The sequence below is a fragment of the Sinorhizobium americanum genome (assembly GCF_001651855.1).
Classification (GTDB): Bacteria; Pseudomonadota; Alphaproteobacteria; order Rhizobiales; family Rhizobiaceae; genus Sinorhizobium; species Sinorhizobium americanum.
Genome location: NZ_LNQC01000053.1, coordinates 1 through 21,510 on the forward strand (window position 1 = coordinate 1; position 21,510 = coordinate 21,510).

Genomic DNA, 21,510 nt, shown 5'->3' on the forward strand with positions numbered 1-21,510 from the left:
GCCGCCGGGCTTTGCCCGCGCAGATATCGCGATTCACCCAATAATTTCAGCAGTTTACCGTTTATGGACGGGCACTAGCTAGTTCCGCGGCGAGCCAGCTCATGCCCTGGATGCGCCCTCCCGAGCCGTGCGACATCACGACCAGCGGATAGCGGCCTTCGAGGAACGGTGCCTCTGACAGCGCCGGCGCACCCCTGAAGACCTGGTTGTCACCCACCAGAACGGCTTTGCCGCCAGGTTCGGCAGGATACCAGACGGTGACCTGAAGACGCCGCCCGCCCTCGGGAGCGGCAAGGCTGAAGTCGCGCACGCCGGTTTCTATCGCTAGGCAGGGTGCCGCAAAAAGCGCGGAGAGGGAAAGGGCGGCTAGAAGACGGGGAAAAATCATCGGTAATCTCACAGGGTTGAAGGAACCGGCATATGATTGGGCGTGCCCGGCTTCTCCGCGTCCTCGATCATGATTCAGGTCGTCCCGAATCGCGATATGGGTCAACATTCGACCGTCGATCGCCACCCCCAAAGGACTGAGCTTGATTTTCCTCCCGCTGCCGTTCGTGGTCGCCCTGCTGCTCCTGATCCTCCTCGTGGCGATGCTGCGCAACGAGCCGCACGAGGGGCTTCGGCCATTTCTGGCGCTGCTCTGCCTGTGCGTCGGGCAATCGATCATCGTCGGCTTGCGGTGGGGTTATGACATCGCGGTTCTGCGCTACGTGCTGCCCGTGCTGGCGAGTTGCCTGCCGCCGCTGGTACTGGCGAGTTTCCGCTGCCTGATCCACGGAGAGGGGGCCGCGGCAAGCGGTCTCCGTTGGCTTCACGCCACGCCGCCGCTCGGCATCGTCGCACTGTTGGCGCTGTCGCCGGTTCTGGTCGACGGTGCCTTGATATTGCTGTTCGTCGGATACGACTGGCTCTCTTGAGCCTCGGGCGCGCAGGTCCCGACGGCTTGGACGAGGCGCGTCTTGACCGCGCTCACGCGGCACACCGCGCCCTTCTGGTTGCTGCCGCAGCGCTCTGTGTCTCAGCCCTCTTCGACCTGGCGATTTTTCTCGATTTCCAGTGGGCGAGGGGAGCCAATGCCGCTCTGATCGTCAGCAACGGAAATCTTGTCGAACTGCTTTTCCTCGGCTTTACCGCAGATGTCGCAGCCCGTGCGCGGCCGCTCCCGGCCGGGCCAGCAAATAGTGATGACGCTGCATCGCTGGCCAAGGATCGCGAGGTCCTGGATCGCATCGATCATCTGCTTATCGAACAGCGATTGTCGCGGGACGAAAACCTGACCTTATCGCGGCTGGCGCGGCGCGCTGGTGTGCCGGCCCGGCAGATATCCGGGGCAGTCAATCGCCTGGCGCGCAAAAACGTTTCGCAATACATCAACGATTTCCGCATCGCCGAAGCCTGCCGGCTCCTGCGGGAGAGCGACATGTCGGTAACCGCCGCGATGCTCGAATCCGGTTTTCAGACGAAATCGAACTTCAACCGTGAGTTCCGGCGCGTGACCTCTCTCAGCCCGGCTTCCTGGCGCGAGCAAAACCGACCGTCTACCGAGCCGACTGGCACGCACCCGCCTCATACCCATGGCGAAAGCAAGAGCCGGCTCATCCAAACGGAGTAGCTCCGTCAGGTTGGGAGGACGGGTTAAGAATATTGGCGGATGCCGCTAACCCTATTTGAACCTCACCGCGGCGAAGCAGCTTTGCTACCTTGAATGTTATGTTTGCAGATCATCAGCGCTGTGCGCGCATGACTTGCCTGCCATGCGCGCATGTCCGGGAGGATCAGTCATGGATCGTGTAAACAGGTCCGAGGCGTCGTGTGACAGTCCTGCTCCTCGCCAGGCATCATTCAGGGCCACGCTCAGGATAGTTCCGTTGTGCCTTTTCATGCTGCTTGGATCTCCCGCAAGCGGCGAGTCGGCGACCGACGACAGGCTCGCTCCGCAAGACACGGTCGAGATAGGCGTTTCCGGGTGGCATACCTTGCTTGGCGGGGTGGCCGAGGCGACGCTGCTGAACGACACGTTCACGATCGGGAGAGGCGGAACGCTTGAGCTTCCGGGCATCGGACGCCTGCCCGCGGCAGGTCTTTCCGAGAGTGAGCTGGCCAAGCTGATAGCCGACCGCCTGCAGGTCAGAAGCGGCAGCCACCAACGTCCGGTGACGACCGTCCAACGACGGACGCGGGCGACCGACGTGCCGCCATTGCGGGCAACCGCCCGTGTCACGGGGGCCCCGGCTGCAGCGCGGCCGCGCGTAACGGAGCCGACGGCGCAGCCGCAAACCTTGGGATCAGAACGGTCCAGGGGTGAAGAGCTGCAAGAGGCTCGCAGAGAAGCGCTCGCTGCGCGTCAGGCCGCGCGTGACGCCACGATACGGCACCATCGCCGCCTCGTTGAAGAGCGTCGACGCGCTGTCACCCTGGCGCAGGAACTTCATGCCGCGCGCGCCCATATCGAAGCGATGAAGGTTCAACTGCAACAACAAGCGAAAGCGGCGCGAGACAGGGAATCCGCGGTAACAGAGGCCAACGAGGCTCGTGAATTGGCGGCGCGTGAACGCACCAAACGCGCCGCCCTGGAGGAGAAACTCCTCGCGGCGCGCAAGGAGATCGACGCGACCAAGAACGGTGCGCTCAGCCGTCAGCGTGACGCCACTCTCCGCGACGATCTGGCGGCGACCAGAAGCGACCTCGAAGCAATGCGGCGTGCCGCCGACGAGGCGGGCGCGCAGGCGCGCAAGGTTGCCGCCATGGCGGCCGATCAGGAGCGAGCTCTCGAGAACGAGCGCCGGAGGGCCGAAGGGCTCGCCCGCGACCGGGCGATGATGCTGCGCGAAATCGAGCGGCTGCAGTCGAAGACGGCCGGAGCAATCCGATCAAAGGCTGCGGCGCTCAGGGCGCGCGATGCCGCGGAGGCATCGCTGATTAATTCCAGGCGGGTCCTCGACGACGAACGGCGCAAGCTTGCCGCCCAGGAACGGGAACTCGCCTTCCTACGCCAATCGGCGCTGCAGGTCCGTGCCGAGCTGCAAGCCGCAAAGCAGGCCGCTGAAGCGGCGGCGCGCGAACGCGCCGAGCGCACGGCCCTGGAGGAGAAGCTCCTCGCGGCGCGCAAGGAGATAGAGGCGATCAAGAACGGCGCGCTCCTGGCTAGTCGTCAGCGCGAGGCCAGTCTCCGCCATGACTTGGCGGAGGCCAGAAGCGACCTCGAAGCGATGCGGCGTGCCGCCGATGAGGCCGGCGCGCAGGCGCGCAAGCTTGCCGTCCTGACGGCCGGAGAAGTCCGATCGAAGGCCGCCGCGCTGAGGGGGCGCAATGCCGCGGGGGCATTGCTGAGCAATGCCAGGCGAGCTCTTGAGGACGGGCGGCGCAAGCTTGCCGCACAGGAACGGGACCTAGCCCTGCTTCGCCAGTCGGTGCTCCAGACTCGCGCCGAGCTGCAAGCCGCAAAGCAGGCCGCCCTGCAGGCTGGAAGGCTTGCGGAGGCTACGGCAAGCCGGGCTGGCGAGGCGCTCGACCTGGAACGCGAGAGGGGACGGTCGCTGGCGCGCGATCTCGAGTCCGCGCGCGAAGAACGCGATGTGGCAAGAAAACAATTGGCATTGAGCGTGGCGGCCTTGGGCAAAGCCTTGGGAGACGAGCCCGACCGTTCGAATAGTCGCGAGCTTGCGGTGGAAGGCAAGGAAGTCAAGCTTCCGAAGCGGGAAGCTCAGCGCCCCATGGCAAGCATCGAGCAGAGACGAAAGGCAGGCGTCGGCGATCGCGCCAGTGCACGTGGCACGCCCGTTGCGCGGAAGCGTGGCGGGTCGGTGGAAGTCCGCAAGGTGGAGCTCGGCAAGCCAACCCGATCGGTTCAATCGGTGACGCTCGCGCTCCCCGAGGAACTGCTCCCGACGCGGTCGCCGGTCCGTGGCCGCTGATCGGAAAAGTGCCGAGCTTTTTCGAGGGCTTCTCGGCCCAAAGATGAGGAACCAGATTATGCGCAAGTACTTAGCTGCCACAGTCTTGATCGCAGTCGCGATCGGCCCCGCTCACGCCTTAAGCCTTAACGCCAAAGTCGGCCCGGTCAGCGTCGGGGCCGAGGTGGGGGTCAGCAAGAACGGCACCTCGGCGGGAATTGGCGCGGGCGTCAAAGGAGTAGGGGGAGTAAAAGGCGGAACTTCGCTCAACAGAAGCGGAGGCTCCAGCCTTGGTGTCGGCGGCAATCTCGGCAATACGAGTGGCGGCCTGTCGGTGGGCTCCGGTCCGAATGCAGGATCATCGAACGGTGCGGGCACGGCTCCGGCTTCCGGCGCTGTTTCAGGCGGTTCGGCCGCTGGTTCTGGTTCTGGATCTGGGACGCGGTCGTCCAGCGGTGCTTCCGGAGGCTCGACCGCAGGCGCAAGCGCACAAGGGAGCAGCGGTGCCGGTAGGATCATCTCCATTGCTCCGACAAAGAGCGCGCGAGCATCCATTGTTCTGCCACACATTCTTTGGCCGCTGAAGAAGAAGCGAACCCATGAGCGAGGCGAATGGGGCTATCCCATACGCCTGCCGTTGACGATTGCAGCGGTGCCTGGGACCCCCAGCGCCGTCGTTCGCGCCTGCCAAAAGGCGATAGCGTCGGCTGCGTCGCCTCTTGGCGGCGTGCGTGTGCGCGCGGCCAGCGCCGGTTCCCTGCTCCGGCATCGCGGCGGGGCGCTCACGGCCCCGCTTGTGGTCCGCATAGATTATGCAGGTCGTGACGGCATCCAGGTCCGCCAGGCGCGGATCCGGTGCCGCCTCGATTCGTCCGGCAGGGTCGTTGCAGTGAACTGACGACAGCGCGCGTTCCGGCGGTATTCCATTGCCATTTGTCGGCGCCTGCCCGGCCGGCGATGGCCAGCCGGGCAGGGCAAGATCACGCGTCCAGCGATTTCGAGAACGGCATGACGCGCAATCGCTTGCCGAGCGCCTTGTAGGCGGCGTTGGCGACGGCGGGGCCGATCGGCGGCACGCCGGGTTCACCGATCCCTGAGGGCGGGTTGGCAGAGGCGACGATGTGGACTTCGACGGCCGGCATCGCATCGATCCTGAGCGGCGTATAGAGGTCGAAATTGCCCTGGTCGACTGCGCCGTCGGTCAGCGAGATTTCCTCGCCCAGTATGGCGCTCAGTCCGAAGCCGATGCCGCCCTCGACCTGGGCGCGGACTTGGTCCGGATTGACCGCCAGGCCGCAATCGACGGCGGCGACGACCCGTTCCACCTTGATCTGGCCATTGCCGTCGGTCGAAACTTCGGCAATCTCGGCAACCACGGAGCCGAAGCTTTCGGCGATGGCGACGCCGCGGAAGCGGCCTTGCGGCAATGGCTTCTCCCACTCCGCCTTTTCTGCCGCAAGCTTCAGCACGGTCGCGTGGCGCGAGCCCGGCTCGAGCATGGAGAGACGGAATTCGACCGGGTCGCGGCCCGCCGCCTCGGCGACTTCATCCAGGAAGGTTTCTGCGGCGAAGGCCGTGTGGGTCGAGCCGACCGAGCGCCACCACAGGACCGGAACACCGACATCCGTGGTCGTCAGGCCGACCGTCTGGTTCGGAATGGCGTAGGGCAGGTTGTTCGCGCCCTCGACCGAGGTCGGGTCGATGCCGTTCTTGACCATCCCCTCGAATGCCGTCTTAGCCATGATGGACTGGCCGACGATGTGATCGTTCCAGGCCACGAGTTTTCCGCTGTCGTCGATGCCGGCCTTGAGGCTGTGCACATAGGCGGGTCGATAGCGGCCGGCATGCATGTCGTTCTCGCGCGTCCATTGCAGCTTTACCGGCGCACGGAAACCGATGGCCTTGGCCACATGCACTGCCTCGACGACAACATCGCCGTCGAACACGGCCCGCCGGCCAAAGCTGCCGCCGGTCTTCATAACGTGGAGGCGCACCTTCTCCGCAGCGACCCCGGCCACATCTCCGGCGAGCTTCTGGTAGACCTCCGTGAACTGGTGTCCGCCCCAAATCTCCAGCGTGCCATCTTCATTCATACGCGCGACCGCGTTCAGCGGCTCCATCGCCGCATGTGCCAGATAGGGGAACTCGAAGCTCGCCTCGATGACCTTGGCGGCCTTGGCGAATTCAGCTTCGGCGTCGCCATCCTTGCGCGCGACCGCCGCCGGCGGCTTCTTTACAAGGTCGCGGTACATGGACATGAGCTGCTGCGTACCACGCTTTTCGGCTCCTGCCTCGTCCCATTCGACGGTGACCGCTTCGCGTCCCTTGATCGCTGCCCACATGTGCTCGCCGACCACCGCGATGCCGCGCGGCGTCTCGACGACGTCGACCACCCCCTTGATGGCACGCGCGGCCGAGGCATCGAAGGACTTTACCTTGGCGCCGAACAGCGTCGGGTGGATCATCACCGCAGTCAGCATGTCGGGAAGCTTGACGTCGATCGTGTACTGCTCCGTGCCGTTCGCCTTGCGGGCGCTGTCGAAACGCTTGAGTTCCGAATTGCCGATCAGCTTCCAGTCGCTCGGCTGCTTCAACTTAACGTCGGCCGGCACCGGCAGCGTCGCCGCCTTGGCGGCAAAGGTGCCGAAGCCGCCGCTCTTGCCGGAGGGATGGGAGAGCACGCCCTTGTTGACGGTAATCTCCGCTGCGTCGACGCCCCAATCGGAGGCTGCCGCGGCGACCAACATGGCGCGGGCTGCAGCGCCCGCCTTGCGGTAGCGTTCCCACGAGGTCACCATGGAGGTCGAACCGCCGGTTCCCTGCATGGCGCCGCCAAAGGCGATATTGCCATAGGCCGGTAAATTGCCGGCAGCGCCCTTGACGTCGATCGTCGACCAGTCGGCATCGAGTTCCTCGGCCACCAGCGTGGCGATGCCGTTATAGGAGCCTTGCCCCATCTCGAACTGCGAGGAAAGCACGGTCACCTTCCCATCCCCGTCGATCATGACATAGGGGGAAAAGGCATGTGCACCCGCCGCAGGCGTCTCGCTCGCTGCCGCCGGCGACGCTGAGAGGAGCCGAAAGCCGATGGCGAGGCCTGTACCGGTCGCCAGCGCGCCGATCAGAAATTGCCGACGTGAAGCCTCGACCCGGGCGGCGGGCAGTGTGATCGATTGCATCAGTTTCGGTAGCATGGCTCAGCCCTCCAGACGCTTTGCGGCTTCGTGAATGCCGGCACGGATTCGATGGTAGGTGGCGCAACGACAGAGATTGCCCGACATGGCGGCGTCGATGTCCTCGTCGGTCGGCTTCGGGTTGTTGGCCAAAAGGTCCGTCGCCGACATGATCTGCCCCGACTGACAGTAGCCGCATTGCGGAACGTCGAGGTCGGCCCAGACGGCCTGCACCGCTTCCGCGACCTTGCCCTTCAAGCCCTCGATGGTGGTTACCTGAGCGCCTTCGATGTCGCCTATGAAGGTCTGACAGGAGCGGACCGGCGAACCGTCGACATAGACGGTGCAGGCGCCGCATTGCGCCATGCCGCAGCCGAATTTCGTACCCGTCAGCCCTACAAGATCGCGGATCACCCAAAGAAGCGGCATATCCGCCGCGGCGTCGACCGAATGCTCGACGCCGTTGATCGTCACAATTGCCATGGTGTTCTCCTCGCGTTGAGACGGGAAGGGCAAGCAGGTGCAGCCATGCCTCTCGCGCCGCAGCCATTCGCCAGACTGCGGCCGCAGCTTAGAAGACTGGCCTCCCGTCCGGTAGATTCGATCCTCTCGGATTATTGCCTATTTCTGTCTCGTGGGCGGGATTGTGATCATCGGCCATCTGCGCCTCTCTTGCGCTAGCCGATTGAATCACGTTTGGCGGCGTCGTTGGAGTTCAGGATTGCCTTGATGTCGCGCAGCGGCGGATGGCCGAATGCGCGCCTATATTCGCGGCTGAACTGGGTCGGGCTCTCATATCCGACCCTGAGGGCGGCGGTTGTTGCGTCGAGGGATTCCGCCAGCATCAATTCTCGAGCGTGGTGCAGCCGCAGATGCTTCTGGAACTGCAGCGGGCTCATGGCGGTCATCGCGCGAAAATGGTGGTGCAGCGTCGAGACCCCCATATTGGCGATTTCCGCCAGTTCTTCGACGCGCAGCGGCCGGGCGTAATTCTGCTTGAGCCAGGCGATTGCCTTGGCGACGCGGTTGCTGTTGGTGCCGGCAAGCGCAAAACGCCTGAGCCGCGCGCCTTGCTCGCCGGTCAGCAGCCGGTAGAGGATTTCGTTGTGGATGTGATTGGACAGAAACGGTATGTCGGCCGGAGCCTTCGCAAGCGAAATCAGCCTCAGAAAGGCGTCAAACAGCGCCGGCGTTGCGTCGCCGACGACGACGCCGACCAGGTCGCGCTCGGGCGGCTCCGTCGGGTGCAGGTCGTGATCGGTGATGATCCGCCGCAGTTTCTCGAGATCGAGGCGGAGCGACGCCGCCACATAGGGCTCGTCGAGGCTCGCCTCGCAGATCTGCCCGGTCGCCGGCAGGCCGAGGGCCGTCAGGAAAAAGCAGGATTCATCGTAGACGAGGGTCTGGTCGCCGACATGGACGCGCTTGCTTCCCTGGACGATGAGCGAAAGGCTTGGCTCATAAACGGCGGAAAAGGGCCCGGCCGGTTCAACGACGCGGTAGAGCGAAAGCCCGGGAACCGTGTGGCTGTAGCGCAGACCGTCCCATGGCAGTTGCGTCAGTTCATCGAGGATCCGCCGACGAAGCGGTGCCGTTTCCTCGCGTAGGCGCTGTCGCTCATCGATGGCGTCGCTCATGGGCATGGCTGTCACCGCTTCCCCGGCCGTTGTCAAGTCACTGACTATCACATTCTTTTGAACTGTGCAGGATTAGGCAAGAAATTGGACCTTGCACAGAAAAGGCCAGTGATATACTCATTGACTCATCATACCAGTTCGGCTATAGCTTCGCTGATCGACATGCGGGAGATGCAGATGACTTCGATTGCCTTATTGGGGGCCGGCGGGAAGATGGGCTGCCGGCTGGCTAAGAACCTGAAGGGATCGCGCTTCGACGTTCGCCACGTCGAGGTGAGCGAGATCGGCAAAGCGCGGCTGGCAAAAGAGCTGGCGCTCGAGGCGGTCTCCCTCGACACCGCTCTCGACGGCGCCGACGTCGTCATTCTCGCGGTGCCGGATACGGCGATCGGCAAGGTGGCGGCCGGCATCGTTGACAGATTGAAGCCCGGCACAATCATCATCGTGCTCGACGCGGCTGCACCCTTTGCCGGCCATCTGCCGAAGCGCGACGACCTCACCTATTTCGTCACCCATCCCTGCCATCCGCCGATCTTCAATGACGAGACCGAGCTTGCCGCGCGCAAGGATCATTTCGGCGGTATCGCCGCCAAGCAGCACATCGTATCGGCGCTGATGCAGGGGCCGGAGGCGGACTACGCGAAGGGCGAGGAAATCGCCAGGATCATCTGGGCGCCGGTCATGCGCTCGCATCGCGTCACCGTCGAGCAGATGGCGCTGCTCGAGCCCGGCCTTTCGGAGACAGTCTGCGCCTCGCTGCTCGTCGTCATGCGCGAGGCGATGGACGAATGCGTCGCCCGCGGCGTGCCGAAGGAGGCGGCGCGCGATTTCCTCCTCGGCCACATGAACGTGCTCGGCGCCGTGATCTTCGAAGAGGTGGAGGGCGTCTTCTCGGATGCCTGCAACAAGGCGATCGAGTTCGGCAAGCCGATGCTGATGCGCGACGACTGGAAGCGCGTCTTCGAGCCGCAGGAAATCGCCGACAGCATCCGCCGCATCACCTGATTCACGAAAACCGGAGCGCTTGGGCTAGCTCCGGTCGTTTTCAACCTGGGAGGAGAGAAGAGATGAAACTGACACGCAGAATGACCATGGCCGCCTTCGCGGCCTTCCTGGCGGCGGGCTCCGCCTTGCCCGCTTACGCGGCCGATCTCATCGCGATCATCACGCCGTCGCATGACAACCCGTTCTTCAAGGCCGAGGCGGTCGGTGCCGAGGCCAAGGCCAAGGAACTCGGTTATGAGACGCTCGTCCTCGTGCATGACGACGACGCCAACAAGCAGTCGCAGCTGATCGATACCGCAATCGGCCGCGGCGCCAAGGCGATCATCCTCGACAATGCCGGCTCGGAAGCCTCGATTGCGGCCGTGCAGAAGGCCAAGGATGCGGGCGTGCCGTCCTTCCTGATCGACCGCGAAATCAACGCCACCGGCGTTGCCGTGTCGCAGATCGTTTCCAACAACTACCAGGGTGCGCAGCTCGGCGCCGAGGAATTCGTCAAGCTGATGGGCGAATCCGGCAACTATGTCGAACTGCTCGGCCGTGAATCCGATCTCAATGCCGGCATCCGCTCGAAGGGCTATCACGACGTCATCGACGAATATACCGAGCTGAAGATGGTGGCGCAGCAGTCGGCGAACTGGAGCCAGACCGAGGCCTACAGCAAGATGGAGACCATCCTGCAGGCCAACCCGGACATCAAGGGCGTCATCTCCGGCAACGACACGATGGCCATGGGCGCGATCGCCGCCCTGCAGGCCGCCGGCCGCAAGGACGTCATCGTCGTCGGCTTCGACGGTTCGAACGACGTGCGCGACTCGATCAAGTCCGGCGGCATCAAGGCGACCGTGCTCCAGCCTGCCTATGCTCAGGCACAGATGGCGGTCCAGCAGGCGCATGACTTCATCACCACCGGCAAGAAGCCGGCCGAAGAGAAGCAGCTCATGGACTGCGTGCTGATCAACAGCGAAAACGCCGACCAGCTCGAGACCTTCGCGCTCACCAACTGACCGTCGGAATTGCGCGCGATAGCGGCCTCGGCCACATCGCGCGCTCCAATGGAGTGACTTTCGATGTCAAGTACGAGGGGCGCGTCCGCTATTATCGTTGCGGTGATGATGGCGCTCGCGGGCTGCAAGATCATCAAGACGCCGACGGCGGAGGAGACGGCGCAGTCCGCCGTCGGCGGTTTCGATCCGGATCGCATGGTCGGCGAGATCTGGGACAGCAAGGTCGTGCCCTATCTCGACAGGAAGGCGGGGCCGTTCTCCGAGGTCGCTGCGCTTGCGGCCAGCAATCTGGAAGCGGCCGGCGCCAAATACGGGCACAAGGAAAAGCAGGGCAACGCGCCCTGGACCTTCGCCGCGCGCCTCTCCGGCACCATCGTCAAGGCGGAGACGAAGTCGCGCTCGGCCTATGTCGAGGTCGATGCCGATGGCGACGGCAAGGCGGATGCGCGCGTCCAGATCGGACCGGCGATCCGCGGCACGGCGATCCGCGACAGCCTCGACTTCGTCAACTTCAACGAATTCAAGAACCAGATCGAGTGGGCGCAATACGGCAAGGCCTTCAACACCCTTGTCAACGGCCTGGTGCTGGAAAAGCTGCCGCGCGACCAGCTCGTCGGCAAGAAGCTCGATGCGGTCGGCGCCTATCCCGCACCGGCCAAGGGGCAGCTGCCGCTGTTCGTGCCGGTGCAGCTGACGGTGGCTGGATGACCATGCAGCCGGCTCAAGACGACGATTGCGTGCTGCGCCTAGAGGACGTCACCAAGGTCTATTCCGGCATCGTCGCCGTGCGCCACGCCAATCTGGCGCTCAGGCGTGGTGCCGTGAATGTGCTTGTCGGCGAAAATGGCGCCGGCAAATCGACGCTGATGCGCATCATCGCCGGCGTCGAAAAACCGTCGCTCGGCCGCATTCTGCTCGATGGCAATGAAGTCGAGTTCCATTCGCCGGCCGATGCCCAGCGCCATGGCATCGGCATGGTCTTCCAGGAGCTCAACCTCTTCGGCAATCTCTCCGTCGCCGAAAACATCTTTGCCACCCGTGAGGTGACCCGCGGCCTGCGCGGCATCGACCACCGCGCCCAGGTCGACAAGGCCAACAATTTCCTCGACAGGCTCGATGCCGGCATCGACGCCGAGACCCTCGTCGAGGACCTGCCGATCGGTCAGCAGCAACTGGTGGAGATCGCCAAAGCTATCTCGCTCGACACCCGCATTCTCATTCTCGACGAGCCGACCTCGGCGCTTTCGGCGGCGGAAGTCGATGTGCTCTTCAAGGTCATCCGCGAATTGAAGGCACAAGGGGTGGCGATCGTCTACATCTCCCACCGCCTGGAAGAGCTGATGCGGATTGGCGACTACATCACGGTGCTGCGCGACGGCCAGATCACCGGCCATGCGATGGTCAGGGACATCGATACGAAGTGGATCGTCCGCTCAATGATCGGTTCGGATGCGAAGGATTTCGCCAAGTCGGTCGATCATCGCCTCGGTGAAGAAGTCTTCCGCGCCGAGGACATCTGCCTGCCGCGCCGCACCGGCGGCCTCGCCGTCGACCATGTGTCGATCTCGGTGCGCGCCGGCGAGGTGCTCGGCATCTACGGCCTGATGGGGGCCGGTCGAAGCGAGTTCTTCGAATGCGTCATCGGCCAGCATCGGCATTCGACCGGACGCGTCCATGTCGGCGGCGTCGACATTTCCGACTGCGATACTTCCGACCGGATCCGGCGGGGCCTCGCGATGATTCCGGAGGACCGCCAGCGCGAGGGGCTGGTGCAGGCGCTGTCGATCGCCAGCAATTTGACGCTGGCAAGCCTCGAGCGCTTCTTGCGCTTCGGCTTCCATATCGTCGGCGAAAAAGAGCGGGCGGCGATCAAGGCGGCAATCGGCGACCTTTCCATCAAGGCGCCCAATCCGGATTTCGAGGTCACCTCGATGTCGGGCGGCAACCAGCAGAAGGTCGTCATCGGCAAGGCGCTGATGACCCGGCCGAAGGTGCTCATGATGGACGAGCCGAGCCGCGGCATCGATGTCGGCGCCAAGGCCGACGTCTTCCGCACCATGCGGCGGCTGGCAGGCGAGGGTCTGGCGATCCTGTTTTCCACCTCCGACCTCGAAGAGGTGATGGCGCTCTCCGACCGCATCGCCGTCATGAGCAATGGACGGCTCGTCACCGTCATCGATCGCGCCGAGGCGACGGAAGAGATGATCGTGACGGCTTCGGCCGAAGGCCACAAGACGACAAGGGAACACGCCTGATGACAGTGGCAAGCACCACCACCAACGCGTCGGAAGCTTCGAACGGCTCCCTGCTGCTGACGCTGATGAAGCTCAGGACGTTCATCGCGCTCTTCGCGGTGATCGCCTTCTTTTCGGTCTTCGCACCGAACTTCCTGTCGACCGCCAACCTCATCCTGATGTCGAAACACGTGGCGCTGAACGCCTTCCTCGCCATGGGCATGACCTTCGTGATCATCACCGGCGGCATCGACCTCTCCGTCGGTTCGATTGTCGGGCTCTGCGGCATGGTGGCCGGCGGCCTGATCCTGAACGGCATCGACCTGCAGTTCGGCTACACGATCTATTTCAACGTCTTCGAGGTGTGCCTCATCACGCTCGCCGTCGGCATCGTGATCGGCGCGATCAATGGCCTGTTGATCACCAAGCTGAATGTGGCGCCGTTCATCGCCACGCTCGGCACGCTTTATGTGGCGCGCGGTTTTGCGCTCTTGTCCTCGGATGGCCAGACTTTCCCCAACCTCGTCGGCAAGCCGGAACTGGCGACGACCGGCTTCGCCTTCTTGGGCTCCGGCCGGCTCCTCGGCCTGCCGGTGTCGATCTGGATCCTCATCGTCGTGGCGCTCGCCGCCGCCTATGTGGCCAAATACACGCCGATTGGCCGCCACATCTTCGCGGTCGGCGGCAACGAGCGGGCCGCCCGCATCTCCGGCATCCGCGTCGATCGCGTGAAGATGTTCGTCTACATGTTCTCCGGCTTCTGCGCGGCGATTGTCGGCCTGGTGATTTCCTCGGAACTGATGGCCTCGCACCCGGCGACGGGCAACTCCTTCGAGCTCAACGCCATCGCCGCCGCGGTCCTCGGCGGCACGTCGATGTCCGGCGGCCGCGGCACGATCGGCGGCACCATCATCGGCGCCTTCGTCATCGGCATTCTGTCCGACGGCCTCGTCATGATGGGTATTTCGTCCTTCTGGCAGATGGTTATCAAGGGCATCGTCATCATCGTCGCGGTCGTGGTGGACCAGGCGCAACGCCGGCTGCAGCAGCAGGTGACGCTGATGCAGCTGGCAAAGAACGGGTAGCATTATTCCCCTCCCCAACCCCTCTCCACAAGGGGGGAGGGGCTTCGCGGCGGCACCGTCTTGCGCAATGCCGGCGTTTCCACAAGTGGCAATGCTCCAGGCTCGAGAGGAGGGTGCGGCACTGTAGCCCCTCCCCCTTGTGGGGAGGCGTTGGGGAGGGGTCTTGGAGTTGCAAGAGCTGAGGGGTTTTTAAGTTGGCGGGGTTGGGAGGCCCTTGAGTTGGAAGGAAAGACAATATGGCAATTCAAAAGGGCGCGCTGATCGGCTGCGGCTTCTTCGCGGTCAATCAGATGCATGGCTGGCGCGACACCGAGGGGGCGCGCATCGTCGCCATCTGCGACCGCGATCCTGCGCGGCTCAGGGCGGTCGGCGACGAGTTCGGCATCACGCGCCGTTACACGTCGGCCGAGGATCTGTTTGCCGATGGCGGTTTTGATTTCGTCGACATTGCGACGACCGTCAGGAGCCACCGCCCGCTTGTCGAGTTGGCCGCGCGCTATGGCATTCCGACGATCTGTCAGAAGCCGATCGCGCCGACCATGGAGGATGCCAAAGCGATGGTCGCCGCCTGCGCCGAGGCGGGCGTGCCGCTGATGGTGCACGAGAATTTCCGCTGGCAGTCGCCGATCCGGGCGGCAAAGGCTGCGATCGATAGCGGCGCGATCGGCGAAGTGTTCTGGGGGCGGGTAAGCTTCCGATCGGCCTATGACGTCTATTCCGGTCAGCCATATCTCGCGACCGGCAAGCGCTTCATTATCGAGGACCTCGGCATCCACGCGCTCGACATCGCTCGGTATCTCTTCGGCGACGTGGCGTCGGTGACCGCCCGCACCCGCCGGGTCAATTCGAGGATCGTCGGCGAGGACGTCGCGACCATGATGCTCGACCATCGGCGCGGGATCACCTCCGTCGTCGATTGCAGCTATGCCACCAGACTGCCCGTCGAGCCTTTCCCTGAGACCTTGCTGGAGGTCGATGGCAGCAAGGGCACGCTGCGGCTCTCGCAGGGCTACCGTCTCCACGTTCACTCGCGCGACGGAACCGAGGTGACGGACGTCGAGCCCCGCCTTCTGCCTTGGGCCTCACCGCCCTGGCACAATATCCAGGAGAGCGTCAGCCTGATCCAGCAGCATTGGGTCGACTGTCTGCGTGCCGGCCGCGAGCCGGACACGTCAGGCAGGGACAATCTCAAGACCTTTGCGCTTGTCGAGGCGTCCTATCGCAGCGCCGCCAAGGGCAAGACCGTGCCGGTCGAGGAATTCCTCGGATGACGGCTTCCCGCGCCTTTTTGCTCTTCGGGACAGAGGAGCCGGAGCCGGTGCCGCGGCGGCTCGAAGCAGGCCGGCTCAGCGCTGAACTTGTCGGCGGCAACCTGCGCATGATCCGCTTTTCCGGCACGGAGGTGCTGCGGGCGATTTCCTTTCTGGTGCGCGACCGGGATTGGGGGACATGCGAGGCGGAAATCACCGGTCTGATCGTCGAAGAGGAAGGGGCGGCGACGATCGTGCGATATGACGCCCGCTTTCAGGCTCCCGACGGGGCCGTGCTTGACTGCCGGTCGACCATTGAGGTCTTCCCCGATGCGCTCATCTTCGATACCCACTTCACGCCGGATCGCGATTTCGAAACGGCGCGCGCCGGCTTTGCGATCCTTCATCCGATCGTCGGGCTGGCTGGCCAGGCAGTCACGGTCGAGAACGGCGGCGGTTCGGTGGAGCAATCGGTCTTCCCCGATCGGATTGAGCCCTGGCAGCCGTTCAAGGATATCGCCGCGCTCACCCATGAGGTGATGCCCGGGATCAAGGCCGAGTGCCGCATGGCCGGCGACGTCTTCGAGATGGAGGACCAGAGGAACTGGACCGACGGCTCCTACAAAACCTATGTGCGGCCGCTGGCGCTTCCCTGGCCCTATGTGTTGAGGGCCGGGGAGACAGTGCATCAAGCGATCCGGCTGTCGATCCGACAGGTGGGCGCCGCCACCCCCGAGAGCGACCAGGAGCTTGGTCCGATCCGGATTTCGTTGAGGCGCGATCAAGGCAAATTACCGGCAATCGGCGTCGGCCTCAGGCCCGACGAGGTGAGCGACGAGCTTCTCGACGCGAGCCTCATCCGCGAACTCGGGGCCTGCCATCTGATCTGCCACTTCGATCCGGACGCCGGTCATGGCGCAGCGGCGCTGAGGCATTTCAAACAAATGGCCGATACTTCTGGCGGCGCGGTGACGCTCGAATGCTTCGTGCCGTGCCGGCGGCCGCTGGATGAGGAACTGGGCGCGATTGCCCGGATGGTCCGCGACAGCGGGCTGCGGCTCGCAAGCCTCGCCGTCTCGCCGTCGGTCGATCGTCAGTCGACGCCGCCGGGCAGCACCTGGCCGGACTGCCCGCCGCTCGAAGACGTCTATGTCGCCGCGCAAGCAGCGTTTCCCGCCGTTCCGATCGGCGGCGGCATGTTCAGCTATTTCACTGAGCTCAACCGCAAGCGCGTGCCGGCCGATCGGCTCGCCTATGTCACCCATTGCACCAATCCGATCGTCCACGCGGCCGACGATCGGAGCGTCATGCAGACCTTCGAGGCGCTGCGTGACGTCACCCGCTCCGTGCGGGCGATCTATGGCAACAAGCCCTACCGCGTCGGCCCGTCCACCATCGCCATGCGCCAGAACCCTTATGGCAGCCAAACCAAGGACAATCCGTCGGGCAAGCGCATCGCTATGGCGAACCGCGATCCGCGCCACAACGCGCTGTTCGGCGCCGCCTGGACGCTCGCCTATGCGGCGACGGTGGCGGATGCGGAACCCGAGGTGCTGACCCTTTCGACGCTTGCCGGTCCATTCGGCCTGGTGGCCGGGCCAGGCGAGCCGGTCAAGGAGGGTCATCCGCGGCCATTGTTCCACGTCTTGCGGTGGCTGGCCGAGCTTTCGGAGGGCAAGCGCATCGCCGTCGAGACATCCGCGCCGGATAAGGTTCTCGGGCTTGGCGCGGATCTCGGTGGGACCACAACCGTGTTGTTTGCCAATCTCACCCCCGATATGCAGACGGTGCTCGCCGAGCCCGGCACGAGGAGACTCGTCCTACTGGACGAAAGCTGGCTTCACGACGGCGTCAAGAAACCTGAGGCGCGCTTGCACCAGGAAACGGCGATCACGCTTCCCGCATATGCGGTCGCCCGCGTTGACCATCTTTAAATGCGGAATTCGGTAACAAATACCACAAGGTTGAAATGCCCCACTGGGATTCGCCATTGGCGCGAGTATAGGTGGATTTGTTGAATATGCATGGTAGACTTTATGGCCTCGCCCACGTTTGTGCACCTGAACCTCAATTGGAATGCCGAGCCCAATGCGCCTGATCCTGAGGTTTGCACGTCCGGCTCCACGATTAAATTGCGGTTCCGATTGAACAGTTGGAAACCGGGAGACAGCCACCGGAATTTTGGATTTCTCACGTTCAAGGGATGTCGAAAGTGGCGGCTTGGTCCAACGAACGACGAGGGCTGGTTTCTCGGCCAATGCCGCTACAGCAAGCAGGCCCCGGGATGGGGCGAATTCTATGAGTTGAAAGGGGATGACCCTCTAAGGAACGCGCCTGATGATTGGCAAGTAGCTCCTTGCCCCAGTGATGGAGAAAGGCACTACCTGTTCTATCTTCGCGAGGAAACCTTCGAATCTTTTGCGAACGAGTGGGCCTTCTCGGAGTTAAGCAGCTAAATGCTACAAATCTATCAAAGTGGAGAATAGCACCCCTGGCCATGGCGCACTAAGAACGGCGCCGCCCTTCCCAGTCGAAAGAAGGGCTGGTTATCCCGCCTGGCTCTCGACCTTGCCCTTGGGCGCATAAAGGGCCCGCGAACGCTCGAGATGCTTTATCATTGCTTGCTCGGCGGCGTCAGGATCTCCCCGGCGGATGCAGTCGATGATTTCTGCGTGTTCGGAGAGGGTCACGTTTTCCTTACCCGTCCAGATCAGCAATTCCGTGTGATATTCCTTGAGCCAGCCGAGCATCGCCTCGCTGACGGCACTAAAGATCGGATTGCCGGATATCTCAGCGATGCGGCCGTGAAAGGCCATGTCTGCTGCGATGAAGTCGTCGGAATCTCCGAGCGCGGCGCGCTGGCGTTTCAAGGTCTCTTCAAGCGCGGCGACATCCGCATCCGTGGCACGGCTCGCAGCCTCGCGCACCATGCCGCGCTCGAAGAAAATGCGGGCGTTTTTTAGGTGCTCGAGCGAGTCCGAAGATGCCGAAAGCATGATCTTGGCGGCGACGTCCACCTGTTTAAGCAGCGATTGCGCCGTCGGCTGCAGAACCTTGGCGCGCTCGCCGTGCGAAATCTCGATCAGTCCCATATTGGCAAGCGCCTGCATGGCTTCGCGGATGGCTGGTCGGCCGACCTCGAAACGCTCCATCAGCATCCGTTCCGACGGCATCTCGTCGCCGGGCTGCAACTCGCCTGTCTCGATCAGCGCCTTCAACCGGGCGAAGACCTCGTCGGAAAGTTTCCTGCGAACGATCGGTTCGGATTGAATCGCCATGTGAACTCCACCGCTATTGTCGCCTGTCCCTCTATATCCACGTTTTCCCGAGAGAGGAAATCTCGGCCTTGCCGGCCGACTCAGGCGATTTCTCTTGCGCAACTCAGATACTCATTATACCAGTTGAGCTGAACGAGGTCACTCATTTGATGAAGAGCGAAGTGCCGTGATCCGCATGACCTACCGCATCGAGACACCCGGCGACGTCGAGGCGATGGCGGCCAAGATCGCCAGCGATCAGTCGACCGGAACCTTCGTGCCGGTCCCGGGCGAAACTGAAGAGCTGAAGGCACGGGTCGCGGCCAGGGTGGTTGCGATCAGGCATCTGGGGTCAAGCGACTGTCCCTCATGGCCGGAGGAGGCGGGCGAGGCGAAGCGCTTCAATCGGGCCGAGGCGGACATAGACTTCCCGCTCGATGCGGTCGGCACGGATCTCTCGGCGTTGATGACGATCGCCATCGGCGGCGTCTATTCGATCAAGGGGATGACCGGCATTCGCGTGATCGGCATGCGACTGCCACCGGAATTTGCCGCCGCCCATCCCGGCCCGCAGTTCGGCGTCGCGGGAAGCCGCCGGCTGACCGGCGTCGAGAAGCGCCCGATCATCGGCACCATCGTCAAGCCCGCATTGGGCCTGAGGCCGGAGGAGACGGCTGAACTGGTGGGTGACCTCATCTCCTCCGGCGTCGATTTCATCAAGGACGACGAGAAACTGATGAGCCCGGCCTATTCGCCGCTGAAGGAGCGGATTGCCGCGATTATGCCGCGGATTCTCGACCACGAGCAGAAGACCGGCAAGAAGGTGATGTACGCCTTCGGCATTTCGCACACCGATCCCGACGAGATGCTGCGAAACCATGACCTCGTCGTCAAAGCCGGCGGCAATGCCGGAGTCGTCAACATCAATTCGATCGGCATGGGGGGCGTGGCGTTTCTGCGCAAACGCTCCGGAATCGTGCTCCATGCGCATCGGAACGGCTGGGATATCCTCACCCGCCACGGCGGCCTTGGGATGGAGTTCTCCGTCTGGCAGCAGTTCTGGCGGCTGATCGGCGTCGACCAGTTCCAGATCAACGGCATCCGCGTCAAATATTGGGAGCCGGACGAGAGCTTCGTCAAATCGTTCAAGGCGGTCAGCACGCCGCTCTTTTCCGAACGCGACTGCCCGCTGCCGGTCGTCGGCTCCGGCCAGTGGGGCGGCCAGGCGCCCCAGACCTATGCGCGCACCGACGGCTCGACCGATCTGCTTTATCTCTGCGGCGGCGGCATCGTCAGCCATCCGGGCGGCGCCGGCGCCGGCGTCAGGGCGGTGCGCCAGGCCTGGGAGGCGGCGGTCGCCGGTATCCCGCTAGCCGACTATGCCAAAGACCATCCGGAACTCGCGCAGTCCCTCGAAAAATTTTCCGGCGGCAAGGGCGCCTGAACACATCGATGATCCACGGAGGGCGCGCATGCAGACACCATTGCTGAGCTACTACGGCGACGACCTGACCGGCTCCACCGACGTCATGGAGGCGCTCTCCTCGCATGGCGTCGAAACGGCCCTGTTCCTCAAGATCCCGGAGGCGGCGCTGCTCGAACGTTTCGCCCATTGCCGTGCTTTCGGCCTCGCCGGCACTAGCCGCAGCCAGACACCGGATTGGATGGCAGAGCATCTCCCTTCGGCGTTCGCCTGGCTGAAGTCGCTTCAGGCGCTGATCGCCCATTACAAGGTCTGCTCGACCTTCGATTCCAGCCCGGCGGTCGGCAATATCGGCAAGGCGATCGAGATCGGCCGCGAGGTGTTCGGCAAGGCGCCGGTGCCGCTTGTGCTTGGCGCTCCTGAGATCCGTCGCTACACGAGCTTCGGCAATCTCTTCGCCGCCTTTCGCGGCGAGACCTACCGCATCGACCGTCATCCGGTGATGAGCCGGCATCCGGTAACGCCCATGGATGAGGCAGACATTCGCCTGCATCTGTCGCGGCAGACGTCGCTGAGGACGGGGCTGGTGGACATCGCCCAGCTCGCATCGGCAGACGCCGACGCGGTCACCGATTTCGCCTTCTCCGAGGGGAACGACATCGTCCTCCTCGATGTCGCGGGCGCCGAAAGCCAGGCCGCCGTTGGGCGGCAGCTCTGGCGCAAGCGTTGTTCCGGCGTCCAGTTCGCCTGCGGCTCTTCCGGCCTCGAATATGCGCTCGTGCGCGAGTGGCACAGGCTGGGCGTGCTCGGGGAAGCGCCCGTCTTCACGGCTCCCGGTCCGGTCGACCGGCTCGCCGTCGTCTCCGGCAGCGTCTCGCCGACGACCGAGCGGCAGATCCGCAATGCAATTCAGAACGGTTTTGAGGGGATCGGTGTCGATCCGATCGCGCTTTCTGCGGCCGGCAGCGGGGCCACGCTCGAGGATGCGATGGCGCGCGGGCTGGCGGTTCTAAAAGGGGGGCGGAGCGTCATTCTCTATACGGCGCTCGGGCCGGCGAGCGATCGCGGCAGTGCCATCGGCCTGGAGGACGGCTCGCGCCATCGGATGGGCGAGCGGCTCGGCCTGCTTCTCAAGGAGCTGGTGACGCGGGCGGGGCTCCGCCGCGCCGTCATCGCCGGCGGCGACACGTCGAGCCACGCGCTGAGCCAGCTCTCGGTCGACGCGCTGACCTTGCGCCTGCCGCTGCCGCAATCGCCCGGTTCGCCGCTCTGCACCGCCCACAGCGCCGACCCGTCGATCGACGGCATCGAGGTGGCGCTGAAGGGCGGACAGGTCGGCCTGGACGACTATTTCGCGATGATCCGCGACGGTCGGGCTGCTTCGTAGCGGGGATACCCGCACAGGGAGCGCCCTTGCGTGCCGCTCCCTCCCATCACCAATACGCATGGCCCCATCACTTCGTTTCATGGACGGAGCAGCCATTCGGACTTGACAGCCGCTCGGTGGCTCCTGCAAATTCAGTTGTCAGACATCTTACATAACGGGAAC

The 21,510-nt window shown here is 63.9% G+C and carries 18 protein-coding genes; 12 read left to right on the forward strand and 6 right to left on the reverse strand.

Going from position 1 to position 21,510, the window contains the following annotated elements; translation table 11 throughout:
* Nucleotides 1-61: 61 nt before the first annotated feature.
* Complete coding sequence (locus ATC00_RS13965; RefSeq protein ID WP_234782310.1) at nt 62-388, reverse strand: hypothetical protein; 327 nt, start codon at nt 386-388, stop codon at nt 62-64.
* A gap of 142 nt (nt 389-530) precedes the next feature.
* Here ATC00_RS13965 and ATC00_RS33935 point away from each other — a divergent pair, with 142 nt between their 5' ends.
* On the forward strand, nt 531-917 hold the full coding sequence (locus tag ATC00_RS33935) for a hypothetical protein (RefSeq protein ID WP_327290152.1): 387 nt from the start codon (nt 531-533) through the stop codon (nt 915-917).
* Between the two features lie 101 nt (nt 918-1,018).
* On the opposite strand, the gene ATC00_RS33940 is transcribed toward ATC00_RS33935, so the two are convergent.
* Nucleotides 1,019-1,237 carry a hypothetical protein gene (locus ATC00_RS33940; RefSeq protein ID WP_327290154.1) on the reverse strand — a complete coding sequence of 73 codons (219 nt, stop codon included), beginning with the start codon at nt 1,235-1,237 and terminating at the stop codon, nt 1,019-1,021.
* A gap of 18 nt (nt 1,238-1,255) precedes the next feature.
* On the opposite strand from ATC00_RS33940, the gene ATC00_RS33945 reads away from it, so the two are divergent.
* Both ATC00_RS33945 and ATC00_RS13975 read left to right on the forward strand, forming a co-directional pair.
* A complete protein-coding gene (locus ATC00_RS33945; protein WP_327290156.1) occupies nt 1,256-1,612 on the forward strand; it encodes a helix-turn-helix domain-containing protein in 357 nt (118 codons plus the stop codon).
* A gap of 256 nt (nt 1,613-1,868) precedes the next feature.
* Complete coding sequence (locus ATC00_RS13975) at nt 1,869-3,914, forward strand: polysaccharide biosynthesis/export family protein (RefSeq protein WP_234782311.1); 2,046 nt, start codon at nt 1,869-1,871, stop codon at nt 3,912-3,914.
* Nucleotides 3,915-4,873: 959 nt separating this feature from the next.
* Here the strand turns inward: ATC00_RS13975 and ATC00_RS13985 are convergent.
* The 3 genes from ATC00_RS13985 to ATC00_RS13995 form a co-directional block, all read right to left on the reverse strand.
* The gene (locus ATC00_RS13985) at nt 4,874-7,087 is read right to left on the reverse strand and encodes a xanthine dehydrogenase family protein molybdopterin-binding subunit (RefSeq protein ID WP_064253240.1); all 2,214 of its coding nucleotides are present in this window, start codon (nt 7,085-7,087) and stop codon (nt 4,874-4,876) included.
* Nucleotides 7,088-7,090: 3 nt separating this feature from the next.
* Nucleotides 7,091-7,549 carry a (2Fe-2S)-binding protein gene (locus ATC00_RS13990; protein WP_037388073.1) on the reverse strand — a complete coding sequence of 153 codons (459 nt, stop codon included), beginning with the start codon at nt 7,547-7,549 and terminating at the stop codon, nt 7,091-7,093.
* A gap of 194 nt (nt 7,550-7,743) precedes the next feature.
* Nucleotides 7,744-8,703 (reverse strand): AraC family transcriptional regulator, encoded by a 960-nt coding sequence (locus ATC00_RS13995; RefSeq protein ID WP_064253241.1) that lies wholly within the window; start codon nt 8,701-8,703, stop codon nt 7,744-7,746.
* 177 nt (nt 8,704-8,880) lie between these two features.
* Here ATC00_RS13995 and ATC00_RS14000 point away from each other — a divergent pair, with 177 nt between their 5' ends.
* The 7 genes from ATC00_RS14000 (at nt 8,881) to apnL (ending at nt 17,215) form a co-directional block, all read left to right on the forward strand.
* Entirely contained in the window at nt 8,881-9,708 is an 828-nt protein-coding gene (locus tag ATC00_RS14000; protein WP_064253242.1) for a phosphogluconate dehydrogenase C-terminal domain-containing protein, read from the forward strand.
* 62 nt (nt 9,709-9,770) lie between these two features.
* Complete coding sequence (locus tag ATC00_RS14005) at nt 9,771-10,712, forward strand: D-ribose ABC transporter substrate-binding protein (protein WP_037388070.1); 942 nt, start codon at nt 9,771-9,773, stop codon at nt 10,710-10,712.
* 63 nt (nt 10,713-10,775) lie between these two features.
* The gene (locus ATC00_RS14010) at nt 10,776-11,420 is read left to right on the forward strand and encodes a DUF2291 family protein (RefSeq protein WP_037388068.1); all 645 of its coding nucleotides are present in this window, start codon (nt 10,776-10,778) and stop codon (nt 11,418-11,420) included.
* The gene (locus tag ATC00_RS14015) at nt 11,417-12,967 is read left to right on the forward strand and encodes a sugar ABC transporter ATP-binding protein (protein WP_064253243.1); all 1,551 of its coding nucleotides are present in this window, start codon (nt 11,417-11,419) and stop codon (nt 12,965-12,967) included. The genes ATC00_RS14010 and ATC00_RS14015 overlap by 4 nt, the downstream gene beginning before the upstream one ends.
* A complete protein-coding gene (locus ATC00_RS14020) occupies nt 12,967-14,031 on the forward strand; it encodes an ABC transporter permease (protein ID WP_064253244.1) in 1,065 nt (354 codons plus the stop codon). The genes ATC00_RS14015 and ATC00_RS14020 overlap by 1 nt, the downstream gene beginning before the upstream one ends.
* Before the next feature lie 236 nt (nt 14,032-14,267).
* Complete coding sequence (locus ATC00_RS14025; protein WP_064253245.1) at nt 14,268-15,302, forward strand: Gfo/Idh/MocA family protein; 1,035 nt, start codon at nt 14,268-14,270, stop codon at nt 15,300-15,302.
* On the forward strand, nt 15,299-17,215 hold the full coding sequence (gene apnL / locus ATC00_RS14030) for a D-apionate lactonase (RefSeq protein WP_064253246.1): 1,917 nt from the start codon (nt 15,299-15,301) through the stop codon (nt 17,213-17,215). The genes ATC00_RS14025 and apnL overlap by 4 nt, the downstream gene beginning before the upstream one ends.
* Before the next feature lie 612 nt (nt 17,216-17,827).
* Here apnL and ATC00_RS14040 read toward each other — a convergent pair.
* Nucleotides 17,828-18,559, reverse strand: coding sequence for a transcriptional regulator NanR (locus ATC00_RS14040; RefSeq protein WP_064253247.1), 732 nt, complete (start codon nt 18,557-18,559; stop codon nt 17,828-17,830).
* A gap of 166 nt (nt 18,560-18,725) precedes the next feature.
* Here ATC00_RS14040 and oiaX point away from each other — a divergent pair, with 166 nt between their 5' ends.
* Both oiaX and ATC00_RS14050 read left to right on the forward strand, forming a co-directional pair.
* Complete coding sequence (gene oiaX, locus ATC00_RS14045) at nt 18,726-19,982, forward strand: 3-oxo-isoapionate-4-phosphate decarboxylase OiaX (RefSeq protein WP_082912332.1); 1,257 nt, start codon at nt 18,726-18,728, stop codon at nt 19,980-19,982.
* 28 nt (nt 19,983-20,010) lie between these two features.
* A complete protein-coding gene (locus ATC00_RS14050; protein ID WP_064253249.1) occupies nt 20,011-21,348 on the forward strand; it encodes a four-carbon acid sugar kinase family protein in 1,338 nt (445 codons plus the stop codon).
* Nucleotides 21,349-21,510: the final 162 nt, after the last annotated feature.

Coding starts and splice junctions, on each gene's coding strand:
- ATC00_RS13990 (WP_037388073.1), bottom strand. CDS start 7,549: ATGGCAATTGTGACGATCAACGGCGTCGAGCATTCGGTCGACGCCGCG.
- ATC00_RS14020 (WP_064253244.1), top strand. CDS start 12,967: ATGACAGTGGCAAGCACCACCACCAACGCGTCGGAAGCTTCGAACGGC.
- ATC00_RS14040 (WP_064253247.1), bottom strand. CDS start 18,559: ATGGCGATTCAATCCGAACCGATCGTTCGCAGGAAACTTTCCGACGAG.
- ATC00_RS14005 (WP_037388070.1), top strand. CDS start 9,771: ATGAAACTGACACGCAGAATGACCATGGCCGCCTTCGCGGCCTTCCTG.
- ATC00_RS14000 (WP_064253242.1), top strand. CDS start 8,881: ATGACTTCGATTGCCTTATTGGGGGCCGGCGGGAAGATGGGCTGCCGG.
- ATC00_RS14010 (WP_037388068.1), top strand. CDS start 10,776: ATGTCAAGTACGAGGGGCGCGTCCGCTATTATCGTTGCGGTGATGATG.
- ATC00_RS14050 (WP_064253249.1), top strand. CDS start 20,011: ATGCAGACACCATTGCTGAGCTACTACGGCGACGACCTGACCGGCTCC.
- ATC00_RS14025 (WP_064253245.1), top strand. CDS start 14,268: ATGGCAATTCAAAAGGGCGCGCTGATCGGCTGCGGCTTCTTCGCGGTC.
- ATC00_RS13985 (WP_064253240.1), bottom strand. CDS start 7,087: ATGCTACCGAAACTGATGCAATCGATCACACTGCCCGCCGCCCGGGTC.
- ATC00_RS14015 (WP_064253243.1), top strand. CDS start 11,417: ATGACCATGCAGCCGGCTCAAGACGACGATTGCGTGCTGCGCCTAGAG.
- ATC00_RS33940 (WP_327290154.1), bottom strand. CDS start 1,237: ATGATCGATGCGATCCAGGACCTCGCGATCCTTGGCCAGCGATGCAGC.
- apnL (WP_064253246.1), top strand. CDS start 15,299: ATGACGGCTTCCCGCGCCTTTTTGCTCTTCGGGACAGAGGAGCCGGAG.
- ATC00_RS13965 (WP_234782310.1), bottom strand. CDS start 388: ATGATTTTTCCCCGTCTTCTAGCCGCCCTTTCCCTCTCCGCGCTTTTT.
- ATC00_RS13995 (WP_064253241.1), bottom strand. CDS start 8,703: ATGAGCGACGCCATCGATGAGCGACAGCGCCTACGCGAGGAAACGGCA.